The following is a 14097-nucleotide window of genomic DNA, read 5'->3' as shown; positions in this document are numbered from 1 at the left end:
GTCTCGCGTCCCATTCGGATTCTCGTACATTGAAGCCGGAGCAATCCCCCGGGGACAACACATCATGAAAGTCTTAAATGTTGCTGAAATCGCAGGGTAAAGAGTTTTAGTTTTGGTTGCGGGCTGCAAGCGAATGCCGCTGGCGGCGAGCAACAAAAAACCCGCCCCATGGGAAATGGGACGGGTTGTCGATCGAGCTTTGAAAGCGCCGATTACTCGGAAGCGGCTTCTGTTTCTTCTGCTTCCGATACGCCGCCGGCCGGGGTGGCAATGGTGGCAATCGTGAAGTCGCGGTCGGTGATGACCGGAGTCGCGCCCTTCGGCAGCTTGATGTCCGAGATATGGATGCCGTCGCCGATCTTCAGGCCGGAGAGGTCGGCCGTCAGGAATTCCGGAATCTCTTCGGCAGCAACGACCACTTCGACTTCGTGGCGAACGATGTTCAGCACGCCGCCGATCTTGAGGCCCGGGGACTTTTCTTCGTTGACGAAGTGAACCGGAACTTCGACGGTGACCGTCGAGTCCTTGGACACGCGCAGGAAGTCGACATGCATGGTGAAGTCACGGACCGGATCCAGCTGGTAGTCCTTCGGCAGGACGCGGATCTTCTCGCCGCCAACGTCGATCGTGGCGATCGTGGTCATGAAACCACCGGCGTGAATTTTCTGGGTGACTTCCTTCGTGGAAAGGGCGATGGAAATCGGAGCCTGCTTGTCGCCGTAGATGACAGCAGGAATAAGACCGTTGCGGCGAAGTTCACGGGAGGACCCCTTACCAACCCGTTCGCGCGTTTCGGCCTTGAGCTCGTAGGATGCGTGGCTCATGGCAGTACCTTTCTGGTGTTTTTGGAGAGCTCATCCGCTTGCTATGAAGACAGGGATGAACCGAGGCCTTTGACCGCCTCATCCGCGTTTGCCTCCAAGGGTGTCTGCGCGGACGCGCGTCCATAACCGAGAATACCGTGAAATGCAAGCAAGTGCCGGTTCTGGCCGAAAAAACTGCGTGAAGCGCAGCCCAGGAACGAGCGATGCCGTCATCGGCGCCCGCGCGATCGCGTGAACCGGGCGAGTGCGAGCATGAGGCCGCCGGCCAGCAGCCCCCAGAAGGCACCCGAAATTCCTGCAAAGCTGACCCCGGAGGCCGTTACGAGGAACGTGACGGCCGCGGCTTCGCGGCTATCCTGCTCCTTGAAGGCTGCCATGGCCGAGCCGGCAAAGGCGCTGATCAGGGCAAGACCGGCGACCGCCTGGATCAGGATCGGCGGCGCCAGGCTGACGAAGGCGGTAACGGCCGCGGCAAGGAAGCCGAAGACGATATATACAGCCCCGGCGATAATTGCCGACCAGTAGCGCCGGGATGGGTCGTGATGCGCATCCTCGCCAGCGCACATGGCCGCCGTGATTGCGGCGAGATTGACCGCATGGCCACCGAAGGGCGCGCTCAGGATGGAAAAGAAACCGGTCGTCGTGAAGAGCGGCCCGGGCTGCGGCTCGTAGCCATTGACCTTGAGTACGGTGATGCCCGGAATGTTCTGCGAGGCCATGGTGACGATGAACAGCGGCAGCGCGATGCTGACCAAGCCGGCCAGGGTAAAGCTCGGGCTGACCCACTCGACATGCGGGATGAGCGTCGCCAATACCCGCGCCATGGCATCGGCCGGCATGTCAACACCGAAGGCGAGCACCAGAACGAAGGCGAGCAGGGCCGCGGGGACGGCAAACAGCCGGTTGGCGCTGCCGACGATGACCCAGGCGAGTACGATGGGAAGGCCGAACAGCGGATTGAAGGCGATCGCCTTGACCGGCGCGAAGCAGAGCCCGATCAGGACGCCCGCCAGCATGGCATTGGCGAGTGGCGTAGGAATTGCCGCCACCGCACGGCCGAGCGGTTTCCAAAGGCCGGCCAGAATGATGAGCACGCCGCAGACCAGGAAGCCGCCGACAGCCGTGTTGAAGCCGCCCGCGACCGCGCCGGAACTGGCAAGCAGCGCCGCCCCGGGCGTCGACCAGGCGATGCTGACCGGCACCCTCGTCGCAACACTGAGCACGATTGCACACAGCCCCATCGATACCGACAGCGCCATCAGTCCCGAGGCTGCCTGCGCCTCCGTTGCCCCGACGCCGGTCAACCCGTTAAGCACGACGGCAAAGGAACTGGCAAAGCCGACAAAGGCGGTAAGCAGCCCCATGAAAAGGCTCTGGAACGAGAATTCACGAATCATCGTGCGGGGACCATCAAAGCTTGGAGGTAAACGGGGTAAGCTGCCCTATCACATCGTCATCTTCATGCAAGAGCACGCAGGCGAAGCGGCGTGTGCGGTGCTGACCGGTTTTGCCTTTGGACCTTTGTCGAGGTGGACGTTTCGCCGAATATGCCTATAGTTGCATCAGCGTCAGCCCTCAGGGAGGAGAGCCGATGAATCATTCGGATCACGTTCATTCCGTCGCACATCATGCTTCGGCTGCGGCCAGCTCGCCTGTCGCGGCATCCTGGCGCCGCTGCCTGACGGTGCATGGCCTTTCTCCGGAAGAGGCGCGTGCGCCGCAGCGCCTGTCCGAACGCGAGTTTCAGGCGGCGCGGGAGGCGTCCGGGCATCTGATCGAAGAAGCCCAGGGCGAACTTGACCGATTGTTTTCGACAGTCGGCAGAGCCGGGTGCTGCCTGCTTTTGACCGATGGCAACGGCGTTGCCCTCGAACGTCGCGGCGCTGCCGGCGACGACAAGGATTTTCGCGGGCTTGGCCTCTGGTCCGGCACCGTCTGGAGTGAAGCGAGCGTCGGCACCAACGGCATCGGGACGGCGATTGCCGACGAGCGCCCTGTTGTCATCCAGCGCGACCAGCATTTCCTCAGCTGCAACACCAGCCTTATCTGCTCGACCGCCCCGATCCGCGACCATTGCGGCCGGGTTGCTGCCGCCATCGACATCTCGACCTGCCGGGAGGACGCCGGCGAAATGGCCATGCTGCTGATGTCGCAGGCTGTCCGGGATGCCGCCGCCCGGATCGAGGCCAATCTCTTCCGCCGCGCCTTCAACGGCGCCCGCATCCTGCTGGTCCCTGGCGAAGGCAAGAGCAGCCCGGCGCTGCTTGCGATCGACCGCGATGACCTCGTGCTTGGAGCGACGCGGGCGGCGCGTCTGCGCCTCAATCTCGATGACCGGCGCATTGCCGCCGGCGTACCAGCCGCCGATGTGCTCGACGAGGTGCCGGCGGGGCAGGGCGAGGATCTTTTCGAGGCCGAGCGTGCGGCGCTGCGCCGCGTCCTGTCGCGCAGCAGCGGCAATGTCTCGCAGGCGGCCGATACGCTTGGCATCAGTCGGGCAACGCTCTACCGGAAAATGAAGAAGCTCTCGATCAACTGATCGGCCGGACGCCAGCGCGGTCCCCGTACCGCGCTGCAGCATGCTTCGCGTCATTCAACTGTCGCACATCTGAGACACTTGCCCGCCCCGGCACGTCTCGCCTCTCTATCCGCATGAACGGTTTCGGCGCACCTTCCTGGCAGCAGATGTTGGAGTCTGTTTCAGGAGGAGAAATCAAATGTTGCATCAGAAAATCGTCGAGAATCCGTTCAAGCAGAAGTATGGCAACTTTATCGGTGGTCAGTGGCGCGAGCCGGTCGACGGGCGCTATTTCGACAACACGACGCCGGTCACCGGCGGTGTTCTCTGCCAGATCGCCCGCAGCCAGGCCGCCGATGTCGAGCTGGCGCTCGACGCCGCCCACGCCGCCAAGGACAAGTGGGCCCGCACCTCGACCACCGAGCGCGCCAATATCCTCATGAAGATCGCGCAACGCATGGAAGACAATATCGAGCTCCTGGCGCGCGCCGAGACCTGGGACAATGGCAAGCCGCTGCGCGAAACCAAGGCAGCCGACATGCCGCTTGCCATCGATCACTTCCGCTACTTCGCTTCCTGCGTCCGTGCCCAGGAAGGCTCGATCGGCGAGATCGACCACGACACCATTGCCTACCACTTCCATGAACCGCTCGGCGTCGTCGGCCAGATCATCCCGTGGAACTTCCCTATCCTGATGGCTGCGTGGAAGCTTGCGCCCGCGCTTGCCGCCGGCAATTGTGTCGTGCTGAAGCCCGCCGAGCAGACGCCCGCCTCGATCCTCGTCTGGATAGAACTGGTCGGCGACCTCTTGCCGCCGGGCGTGCTCAACATCGTCAACGGCTTCGGCCTGGAAGCCGGCAAGCCGCTGGCCACCAGCCCGCGTATCAACAAGGTGGCCTTTACCGGCGAAACGTCGACCGGCCGGCTCATCATGCAGTATGCCAGCCAGAACCTCATTCCGGTGACGCTGGAACTGGGCGGCAAGTCGCCGAACATCTTCTTCGAAGATGTGCTTCGTGAGGACGACGACTATCTCGACAAGGCACTGGAAGGGTTCGCGATGTTCGCGCTCAACCAGGGTGAGGTCTGCACATGCCCGAGCCGCGCGCTGGTGCACGAGAAGATCTACGACCGTTTCATGGAAAAGGCGGTCAAACGCGTCGCGGCGATCAAGCAGGGCAACCCGCTCGACATGACGACGATGATAGGCGCCCAGGCCTCGAGCGAGCAGCTGGAAAAGATCCTGTCCTATCTGGATATCGGCCGCCAGGAAGGCGCTGAGGTGCTGATCGGCGGCGAGCGCAATACGCTCGAAGGCGAACTCGCCGGCGGCTTCTACGTCAAGCCGACGGTGTTCAAGGGCCACAACAGGATGCGTATCTTCCAGGAGGAAATCTTCGGGCCGGTCGTGTCCGTGACCACCTTCAAGGATGATGCTGAAGCGCTCGAAATCGCCAATGACACGCTGTATGGCCTCGGCGCGGGCGTGTGGAGCCGCGACGCCAATCGCTGCTACAATTTCGGCCGCAACATCGAGGCCGGCCGTGTCTGGACCAATTGCTATCACGCCTATCCGGCCCATGCCGCTTTCGGCGGCTACAAGCAGTCCGGCATCGGCCGCGAAACCCACAAGATGATGCTCGAGCACTACCAGCAGACCAAGAACATGCTGGTGAGCTACAGCCCGAAACCCCTGGGCTTCTTCTGAGGTTTCGTCTTCCTTCTCCCCGCTTGCGGGGAGAAGGTGCCCGAAGGGCGGATGGGGGGCGCTCAAATCTGCCCCTCACCCTAACCCTCTCCCCGCAGGCGGGGAGAGGGGACTGTCCTGGAGAAACCCATGACCGACATCACCAACGGCCAGCCCCGCGTTCTCGCGACCGACGCGGCACTCGCCTTCATCACGGAAATCCGGTTGGACCATCCGCATATCCTGTTTCACCAGTCCGGCGGCTGTTGCGACGGCTCGTCGCCGATGTGTTACCCGGCGGATGAGTACATCGTCGGCGACAATGACGTGAAGCTCGGCGAGATCGGCGGCGTGCCGGTCTATATCAGCGCCAGCCAGTTCGAAGTCTGGAAACACACCCAACTGATCATCGATGTCGTGCCGGGCCGGGGTGGCATGTTCTCGCTCGACAACGGCCGTGAGCGGCGCTTCCTCACGCGTTCGCGCTTGTTTTCCGGCGGCGAGGCCTGCACCATCCCCATGCCGCGGTGAGCCTTCGCAAAGCTGCGTCAGCCTATATTCAACCATTCGGTTGACAATTGCTGGCGCCCTGTTATGTTCAACTACATGGTTGAATATCTATCTCCACTCGATGCCGTCTTTCATGCCCTGTCGGATCCCACCCGCAGGGCCATGCTGAAACATTTGAGCGCCGGCGAGCAGAAGGTCGGCGATCTTGCCGCCCCCTTCGACATGTCGCTCGCGGCCGCCTCCAAGCACGTCAAGGTGCTGGAAGCAGCAGGGCTGCTGCGCCGGGAAGTGCGGGGCCGCGCTCATGTCTGCCGCCTGGATGTCGGGCCCATGCATGCTGGCCTTGAATGGATGCGTTACTACGAAAAGTTCTGGAATGCGCAGCTCGATACTCTCGAGGAAATTCTCAACAGCGAAGATAGTGAAAAGGAGAAGAAGTCATGAGCCTGGTCGAATCCATTCCTGTCGCCGAGTTCGGCGTGATCAATCCGAAGGACACTGTACGCATCGAGCGCCTGCTGCCCGGCCCGATCGAACGGATATGGGCCTATCTGACGGAGGAGCAAAAACGCCGTCAGTGGATGGCGGCAGGCCCCATCGAATTGCGAGCGGGCGGAACTGTCTGCCATCTCTTCGACAATTCACGACTGACGGCGAAGGACGATCGGCCTCCGGCAAAATATGCCGCGCATGCCGGACCAATTGAATCGCACGGGACTGTCATCACCTGCGATCCGCCGCGGCTGCTTGTCTACACCTGGGCGGAAGAAATGGGCGAACCGTCCGAGGTTCGTTTCGATCTGGCGGAACAAGGCAGCAAGGTTCTCCTCACCGTCAGCCACAGCCGCATCCTGTCGCGAGACGCGATGCTGAGCTTCGCCGCCGGTTGGCACACGCATCTCGATATTCTCGCCGACAGGCTGAACGATCGGGAGCCGTCCCCCTTCTGGCCGAAACATACGGCGCTCGAAGCGGAATATGGCAAGCGGGTTCCGGCTGCCTGATCAATCGAACAGGCTGGAAACCGATTCTTCCTGGCTGGTGCGGTTGATCGCTTCGCCGATCAGGCTGGCGGTCGAGATGACGCGGATGTTGTGGGCCGATTGCACTGCGGTCGTCGGCTGGATGGAATCGGTGATCACCAGTTCCTTCAGCTTCGACGAGGTGACGCGGGCAACCGCGCCGCCGGAAAGCACGCCGTGGGTGATATAGGCGGTGACGCTGGTCGCGCCGTTCTTCAGAAGTGCTTCGGCGGCATTGCAGAGCGTGCCGCCGGAATCGACGATGTCGTCGATCAACAGACAGTCCTTGCCGGTAACGTCACCGATGACGTTCATGACTTCCGACTCGCCGGCGCGTTCGCGGCGCTTGTCGACGATCGCCAGTTGACAGTCGAGGCGCTTGGCAAGCGCACGCGCACGCACCACGCCGCCGACATCCGGCGATACGACCATGACGTTCCGCAAATCGTAGTTTTCCTTCACGTCGCGCGCGAGGATCGGCACGGCGTAGAGATTGTCAGTCGGGATGTCGAAGAAGCCCTGGATCTGGCCGGCATGCAGGTCGAGTGTCAGGACGCGGTCAGCGCCGGCCTCGGTGATCAGGTTGGCCACAAGCTTGGCCGAAATCGGCGTGCGTGGGCCGGGCTTGCGATCCTGGCGCGCATAGCCGAAATAGGGAATGACGGCGGTGATGCGACGGGCTGAGGATCGGCGCATCGCGTCGATCATGATCAGCAGTTCCATCAGGTGGTCATTGGTCGGAAACGAGGTCGACTGGACGACGAAGACGTCCTCGCCGCGCACGTTTTCCTGAATTTCCACGAAGATTTCCTGGTCTGCAAACCGTCGGACGGTTGCTTTGCCCAGGGGCAGGTTGAGATAATTGCAGATCGCTTCGGCAAGGTGCCGGTTCGAGTTGCCTGCGAAAACCTTCATCGATGGTCCGCCTGTGCTGGCGCGGATTGCCTCCGCGCAAATTCCGTAAGCCAGCCGGGGCCTCGATCGTCCCAAGCCTATGCGCGCTTCATAACCTCCTTGACTTTGAATGCAAGAGGATTGCCGCATTGCAGCGTGGTTTATCCTAAAAAGTTTTGCATTGGCGTGGTTTTGCGACGGGATTTGGCGCTGCAAGGCAGCGAACAGGAGATGCCCGGCAACCTTAGCCGGCGTTTTTCGCCCGCCAGTTCAGGTACTCGGCGATGGTCCTGGTGGCGATCGCCTGCATTGTCTGCGGCGGCACGACCGACCAGAGATTGGCAGCGGTGGCATCGACCGTGTCCTGTCCCTGGATGCGATGCAGCCGGTTACCGCCACCGTCGAGCACGTCCCAGACATAGACGACCGTCGTCTTCTCGCCGTCCTTCAGTGCCGAGAAATAGCCCTTAAGGATGTGTTGGCTGCTGGTATCGGATGCGCTCTTGATGGTCAGGCCGTGGGAACGCGCCTCGCTGCCGAGCTGTTTAGACAACGGCGTGACGGCTTCGACCGGGGCTCCGATGATCGGCAGGAATCGGATCGTGCCCGGCGTCGCCGCCGGCGCGATCGCGGCGCTCTTCTGCGGTTTCTGGATCTCAGGTGTTTCTTCCGCGGCACGCAACGGCGCCGCCGACTGGCGTGGTTCGTCTGATGCGCGCTCGTCGACGGGTGTGGTTTCGGCCTCTTCGGCGATGACCTGGCGGCGCGCCAGCCGCTGCTGTGCCGGGACCAGTCCCTGCTGCAGGCGTCCTGCCTGCGCGTCCAGCGATCCGGCCGGATCGGTGTATTCGCCGTCGCCCTGGGCGAGAACCGTGCCGGTCGCCCCCTCGACAAACCCCTCCTGTGCGGGAGAAGCGAGCTGGGCACTCTGCACCGGTGTCGTTGACTGGGGAGGGACGGTCAACATTGCGTCGAGGTCGGACTGGTTGACGGGCGGGGATCGGAAGGTACCGCCGCCCACGTCGACCTGGGGGGTCAGATCGTCCAGGCTGTTGCAGCCCGAAAGGGTCGCAGCAATTCCAAGGCCTGCAATGAGCATGATCGACTGGCGCATCGTTCTACCGTCCGGTTTCCTCGGGTGGCGGAGTGATCAGGCCCCCACCTTTCTCCGCCTATCCCGCGAACGGTAGATCAATTTTCCTAAGCAGTTATGAAGTCCAGTCCGAAGCGCGACAGAGGTCTCGGAGCGCCGTCGCTGGTCAGGTAGGTCTGGCCAAGCGTCATGGCGGTGCCGCTGTCTGAATCCATGATGATCATGTGCACGAAGAGCGACATATTCGGCTCGATCGCCTCCGGGTTGCCGATGTGGAACATCTGGTGCTCCATCCAGGAGGGCGAGAAACGCGCGCCGAGCGAATAGCCGCAGGCGTTCAGCCGGTGGCGCGTAAGGCCACGCTCGTCCATAATTTTCGCATGCACGTCGAAGACGGTGCCGAAGGTGTTGCCGGGCCGCAGGACCATTTCGATCGCCTGGATCGTCTCGCGGCAGGCGCTGTAGAGTTCACGGTGGCGATTGGTTGGCTCTCCAACGACCACGGTGCGCATCATCGCTGCGTGATAGTGGGCGCTGACGCCCGCCCATTCCAGGGTGAGCTGGTCCTGCGCATCCAGCGTCCGGCGCCCGGCCTTGTAGCGGCACAGAAGCGCGTCCGCCCCGGAGCCGATAATGAACTCATTGGCCGGGTAGTCGCCGCCGCCGGCAAAGACCGCGCCCTGCATGGCCGCCAGGATATCGGCTTCGCTGCCGCCGGCGTGGATCAAGGGGAGGGCGGCGTCGAGCGCGTCGTCGGCAAGGCTTGCGGCCTTTTCGACGTGGAGGATTTCCGCCGGGCTCTTGATGAGGCGCAGGCGGCTGACGAGCAGCGACGCATCGACCATCTCGCCGAAACTGGTCAACTGACGGTCGAGCAGGCGGGCAACGCGGCCAGTCATGCCGTGCGTGTCGTATTCGACGCCGATTCGCGTACCGAGCAGGTCGAGATCGCTCAGGAGGTTCTTCAGGTCCATCGTCGGATCGGCATTGACGCGGTCGACCCAGATCTCGATGTGTTCGATGTTCGAGGTATGTTTGGCCTGGCGCAGATCGGCGGAACGGGTCAGGAGCACCATCGAGCCGTCGGCCTTCACCACCAGCGTCTGGAAGAAGCAGTAGCCGAAGGTGTCGTAGCCTGTCAGCCAGTACATGCTTTCCTGCGCGAACAGCAGCATGGCGGCAAGTTTTTCCTCTTTCATCCTTGTCGTCAGCCGCTCAAGCCGGCTCGCAAATTCGTCCTGCGTGAAATGCAGTGCCATGTCATCTCTCCCGAATCGATATTGCAGAGATTTGCCGGCCATAGTCCGGCTCGCCGCGATGGGTGGTTCGGCGGTAAGAGAAGAAGCGCTCCTCGTCCGCATAGGTGCAAATGTCGAGATTTTCCGCGGTGACGCCTGCCTCGGTCAGCCGCTTGATCGTCAACGCCGGCAGATCGAACATGGCGTGACCCTCGCGTGGCGACGGGAAAAAGAATATCTCGTAGCCAGCATCCTTTTCGAGAAACCGTTGAATGAACTCCGAACCGACCTCGTAGTTCCGCCGGCTGATCGAGGGGCCGAGGCTGGCGACGATGCGTTCGCGGCGAGCGCCGAGCGAGATCATCGCGTCGACGGTGCTTTCGAGCACGCCGCCAAGCGCCCCCTTCCAGCCGGCATGCGCAGCACCGACGACGCCTGCTTCGGCATCGGCGAAAAGAACCGGGCCGCAATCGGCCGACAGCACGCCGATCACCAGCCCCGGCGTCGCGGTCACCAGTGCATCGGCCGTTGCCCGCGTGCCGTCATAACTGCCGTCGACGATAACGACGTCGGGCGAGTGGACCTGATGCACCGTTGCCAGTTTTTGCGGCTCGACGCCGAACCATGCGCTGACGCGGGCCCGATTCTCTTCAACGCGCGAGCGCTCGTCGTGTGAGCCCAGCCCGACATTGAGGCCTCGATAGATGCCTTCGGAGACGCCGCCCGCGCGGGTGAAATAGCCATGTTTTACGGCGTTTCCCGCCTGTTTTGACAGAAGCGGGCTTTGTATGGGCGAGGGCAGGGCATCATCCTTCATCGGGGGTTTTGCCCTTTCGAAATGCTGCAATATGACGGGTTTCCCGGAGCTGTTGGCATGCCGCCCCGGGCTGATTTGGCCGGATGTTGGCCTCAGGGGCTGCCTCTGTCAATCCGTCGAAACGACAGCCGGTGTCGTCACGGGCTGCTGCCGGCAGCTATTTCTGGAAGGGCACGAGAGCCACGTTCGGACTGCTGACGACGAGGACCTTGAACAGTTCGCCCATCTTCCCTTCACCGGCTCCAGCCAGTCTTTCTGCATCTGCGCGAATGTTTTCCTGGGTCTGCGTGTCCTTGTCGCGGCCAAGCGCTGCGGCACGTTCGGCAAGACCCAACGCAAGAAGAAAGTCGCCCTGATAGGTGAGCCCGTTGATCTGCAGCCCTTCGGTGACGGCTCTGCGGGCGAGCTGTTCGAAATCAACATGACTGGTGATATCTGCGTCGCCCGGATGTTTGAGCGGCGGATCGAATTGATGCTCGCGCACCGCCTGCAAGGTATCGCCGAGGCCAGTCGTCATGTGGCCGTAGTCGATGATCACAGCCGTTCCGCCGCTAGCCTTGAGGCGTTCGCAAAGTGCCGCCATCACGGCGTCACGGGCGGGGGCGATCTCGAAAATGGTACCCGGCGCGGCGGTTGCGGCGGCCGGCGGCAGGAGAGCCGGATCGATACTGGCGACGCCCGCTGCAAACGTCAGGTCACCGTCTGCATCAAGGCCGACGAGCCTCTCTCTGAAACCCTGCGCCGTCTTGACGAACTGGCGGATGGGAATGGCATCGAAAAGCTCATTGGCAACCAGAAGCAGAAAACCGTCCGGCAGCGTGTCGAAACTGTCATGCCAGGAAATCTTGAACTTGTGCGCGACGAGCGTCTGGCTCTGAACCTTCTGCAGCCGTTCGCTGGTCTCAACCAGGTGGACCGTTGCTGCCTCGTAAAGCGCAGGTGAAAGCTTGGCGATGACGCGCAGGATGTCCGCCATCATCGTACCGCGGCCGGGACCGATCTCGGCGATGTTGACCGGGGACGGTTGGCCGTGCCGCTGCCAGGCCTGAACGAGGAAAATCCCCATCATCTCGCCGAACAGCTGGCTGATCTCCGGTGCGGTGATGAAGTCTCCGGACCGGCCGAAGGGTTCCCGCGTCTTGTAGTAGCCGTACTCCGGATCGGCCAGACAGAGCGAGAAATAGTCGGTCACGCTGATCGGGCCGTTGGCGAGAATGATGGCCTTGATCTTTTCTGCAAGAAGCGTCGTCATGCGGGCCCTTACACGGTTGCAGCACTTGCGCGGCGGGCGCGCGCGATCGCCCAGAGGCCGATGAAGACCATCGGCAGCGACAGCAGCATACCCATGGTCAGCCAGCCGCCGAGGAGGTAGCCGATCTGCGCATCCGGCTCGCGGAAGAATTCGACGAAAATCCTGGCAAGTCCATATCCCGTGGCAAACACACCGCAGATCAGGCCTGGCGTCTTCAGTGCGTTGCCACGATAGATCATCACGGCAAGAGCCGTGAGAAGGACGACACCCTCGAGGGCAGCTTCATAGAGCTGGCTCGGATGGCGCGCAAAGGGACCGCCGGTCGGAAAGATCACCGCCCAGGGCATGGACGACAGCCGCCCCCAAAGCTCACCGTTGATGAAGTTGGCGACGCGGCCGAAGAAAAGGCCGATCGGCACGACGGCCGCAACGACATCGAAAAGACTCCAGACGGCAATCCTGTTGCGGTGGGCAAACAGCATCATGGCGATCATCGTGCCGATCAAGCCGCCGTGGAAGGACATGCCGCCATTCCAGATTTCCAGCGCCCGGATCGGATTTTGCAGCACGCTGCCAAGATCGTAGAACAGGATGTAGCCGATGCGCCCGCCGCCGACGATGCCGGCAGCGACCCAGAGCAGGAAATCGTCGAGCTGGGCTTCAGTGATGGCCGGTGCCGCGTTGCGCCACAGCGAAACGTTACGCGCCAGCCTGCGGGCATATTGCCAGCCGAGCAGAATGCCAGCCACATAGGCCAGGCCGTACCAGTGGATCTGCAAGGGGCCGATGGAAATCAGCACCGGATCGATGTCCGGGAACGGCATGATGGAGAAGAGTGTCGGTATCGTTTCCAAGGTACTACTTCAGTCCCGTCCGTTGTTTTGGCGGAACATGGGCCCCCGGGGAGGGTCGGTCAAGGCGCGTTTGGTGAGGGAAAGGCGGTCATCCCGGTATTTTTCCTTGCATCGGCACGTCCGTCCTCCTACCTCCTCTGTCCAAGCCTGCGATGGCAGGCAAAGGACGCAAGGATCGGAGACCGAGACGATGAGTACAGGCACAAGCCGCATTCTGGATGACTTCGCCAAGTTGATGACGGACGCTGCCGGCGCCGCCCAGGGCGTGCGGCGCGAGATGGAAACCGTCTTCCGCGCCCAGGGCGAACGCCTGCTGAATTCGATGGATATCGTCAAGCGCGAGGAGTTCGAGGCGGTCAGGGAGATGGCCCTGAAAGCGCGCGAGGAAAACGACGCGCTTCTGGCCCGGATCGCAGCGCTCGAGGCGCGTCTGGCCGAGGCTGGAAAATAAAGATTCGAAGCGGCGGGCTGATTGCGCTGCCGCTTTTTGCTCGCTTCAAGCGCGTGTGTTCCGGGCTGGCACGGCGCGCCTGGCTGCGAGTTGCCGTCTCAACAGCATTTTTCATAAATTTTTCGCCCTGTGGACACTGCCAAAAAATGCTTACAGCAGAGTCGCTTATGAACCGGCGCTGAATCAATTTCACAGGGCCTATCCACAACCGCCGGCGCTATTTTTCATGCGGGGGGCTGGAATGCAGACTCCCGCATTATACACTGATTTTAAATGATGATTCGAAACGGATCACGCAAGCTCCAGGCAGGGTACATAAGCCAGGATGATCGTGTTTCCGGCAATCATAAGTGTTCGTTTCTGGTGTTTGAGTTTGCAGCCTTCGTGTGTGAGCGCGATGACGCATGCCTGCATCGGGACTTTTGGGGTGATGCATGAGCCTGATGGAACTGGAACTTGAGCGCCAATCGAACCCGGTCGACATGATCGAGTTCGTCGCAGCCAACAATGATTGGAGTTTCGAGCGCTCAGGCGAAGACGAGATCGCCATGACGGTCGAGGGCAAGTGGACCGACTATCATGTCTCCTTCTCCTGGATGGAGGAATTCGAGGCGTTGCATCTCGCCTGCGCCTTCGACATCAAGGTTCCCGAAACCCGTGTCAATGAAGTGATCCGTCTGCTTTCCCATATCAACGGGCAGGTGCTGATGGGACATTTCGATCTCTGGCGCCAGGAAGATGTGGTAATCTTCCGCCAGTCGCTTCTTCTTGCCGGCGGCGCCGAGCCGACCAATCAGCAGGTCGAGGTGCTTTTGTCGAGCGCACTTGAAGCCTGCGAATCCTATTTCCAGGCCTTTCAGTTCGTCGTCTGGTCCGGCATCGATGCGCAGAGTGCTGTCGAAGCGGTGATGTTCGAAACTGTCGGAGAGGCATGATC

Annotated in this window: 15 protein-coding genes; 7 read left to right on the top strand and 8 right to left on the bottom strand. The window is 61.8% G+C overall.

Annotated elements, in window-relative coordinates; all coding sequences use genetic code 11:
• Positions 1–212: 212 nt before the first annotated feature.
• Entirely contained in the window at positions 213–824 is a 612-nt protein-coding gene (locus JNB71_RS05190; RefSeq protein ID WP_220370734.1) for a 50S ribosomal protein L25/general stress protein Ctc, read from the bottom strand.
• A 209-nt stretch (positions 825–1033) separates the two neighbouring features.
• On the bottom strand, positions 1034–2221 hold the full coding sequence (locus JNB71_RS05185; RefSeq protein ID WP_220370733.1) for a benzoate/H(+) symporter BenE family transporter: 1188 nt from the start codon (positions 2219–2221) through the stop codon (positions 1034–1036).
• 194 nt (positions 2222–2415) lie between these two features.
• Between JNB71_RS05185 and JNB71_RS05180 the strand changes: the two genes are divergently transcribed.
• The 5 genes from JNB71_RS05180 to JNB71_RS05160 all read left to right on the top strand — a co-directional run bounded on the left by JNB71_RS05180 (position 2416) and on the right by JNB71_RS05160 (position 6543).
• Entirely contained in the window at positions 2416–3363 is a 948-nt protein-coding gene (locus JNB71_RS05180; RefSeq protein ID WP_220370732.1) for a helix-turn-helix domain-containing protein, read from the top strand.
• Positions 3364–3541: 178 nt separating this feature from the next.
• Complete coding sequence (adh, locus tag JNB71_RS05175) at positions 3542–5050, top strand: aldehyde dehydrogenase (protein ID WP_220370731.1); 1509 nt, start codon at positions 3542–3544, stop codon at positions 5048–5050.
• Between the two features lie 129 nt (positions 5051–5179).
• On the top strand, positions 5180–5560 hold the full coding sequence (locus JNB71_RS05170) for a DUF779 domain-containing protein (protein WP_220370730.1): 381 nt from the start codon (positions 5180–5182) through the stop codon (positions 5558–5560).
• 63 nt (positions 5561–5623) lie between these two features.
• Positions 5624–5983, top strand: coding sequence for an ArsR/SmtB family transcription factor (locus JNB71_RS05165; protein WP_223215749.1), 360 nt, complete (start codon positions 5624–5626; stop codon positions 5981–5983).
• Positions 5980–6543 (top strand): SRPBCC family protein, encoded by a 564-nt coding sequence (locus JNB71_RS05160; protein ID WP_220370729.1) that lies wholly within the window; start codon positions 5980–5982, stop codon positions 6541–6543. The genes JNB71_RS05165 and JNB71_RS05160 overlap by 4 nt, the downstream gene beginning before the upstream one ends.
• On the opposite strand, the gene JNB71_RS05155 is transcribed toward JNB71_RS05160, so the two are convergent.
• The 6 genes from JNB71_RS05155 to lgt form a co-directional block, all read right to left on the bottom strand.
• On the bottom strand, positions 6544–7476 hold the full coding sequence (locus JNB71_RS05155) for a ribose-phosphate pyrophosphokinase (protein WP_018326953.1): 933 nt from the start codon (positions 7474–7476) through the stop codon (positions 6544–6546).
• Positions 7477–7699: 223 nt separating this feature from the next.
• On the bottom strand, positions 7700–8569 hold the full coding sequence (locus JNB71_RS05150; RefSeq protein WP_220370728.1) for a hypothetical protein: 870 nt from the start codon (positions 8567–8569) through the stop codon (positions 7700–7702).
• Positions 8570–8655: 86 nt separating this feature from the next.
• Positions 8656–9807, bottom strand: coding sequence for a M24 family metallopeptidase (locus tag JNB71_RS05145; protein WP_220370727.1), 1152 nt, complete (start codon positions 9805–9807; stop codon positions 8656–8658).
• A 1-nt stretch (position 9808) separates the two neighbouring features.
• Entirely contained in the window at positions 9809–10603 is a 795-nt protein-coding gene (gene pgeF / locus JNB71_RS05140; protein WP_220370726.1) for a peptidoglycan editing factor PgeF, read from the bottom strand.
• 157 nt (positions 10604–10760) lie between these two features.
• Positions 10761–11855 (bottom strand): class I SAM-dependent methyltransferase, encoded by a 1095-nt coding sequence (locus JNB71_RS05135; protein WP_220370725.1) that lies wholly within the window; start codon positions 11853–11855, stop codon positions 10761–10763.
• An 8-nt stretch (positions 11856–11863) separates the two neighbouring features.
• Positions 11864–12679: a prolipoprotein diacylglyceryl transferase gene (gene lgt, locus JNB71_RS05130; protein WP_431028321.1), complete on the bottom strand. Its 816-nt coding sequence runs from the start codon at positions 12677–12679 to the stop codon at positions 11864–11866.
• A gap of 220 nt (positions 12680–12899) precedes the next feature.
• On the opposite strand from lgt, the gene JNB71_RS05125 reads away from it, so the two are divergent.
• The gene (locus JNB71_RS05125; protein ID WP_018326959.1) at positions 12900–13160 is read left to right on the top strand and encodes an accessory factor UbiK family protein; all 261 of its coding nucleotides are present in this window, start codon (positions 12900–12902) and stop codon (positions 13158–13160) included.
• Positions 13161–13594: 434 nt separating this feature from the next.
• The gene (locus tag JNB71_RS05120; RefSeq protein WP_112849477.1) at positions 13595–14095 is read left to right on the top strand and encodes a YbjN domain-containing protein; all 501 of its coding nucleotides are present in this window, start codon (positions 13595–13597) and stop codon (positions 14093–14095) included.
• Positions 14096–14097 lie beyond the last annotated feature (2 nt).

It is taken from the genome of Rhizobium herbae, assembly GCF_019511375.1.
In the GTDB taxonomy this organism is placed as follows: domain Bacteria; phylum Pseudomonadota; class Alphaproteobacteria; order Rhizobiales; family Rhizobiaceae; genus Pararhizobium; species Pararhizobium herbae_A.
This window is presented reverse-complemented; position numbering and strand designations above follow the sequence as displayed.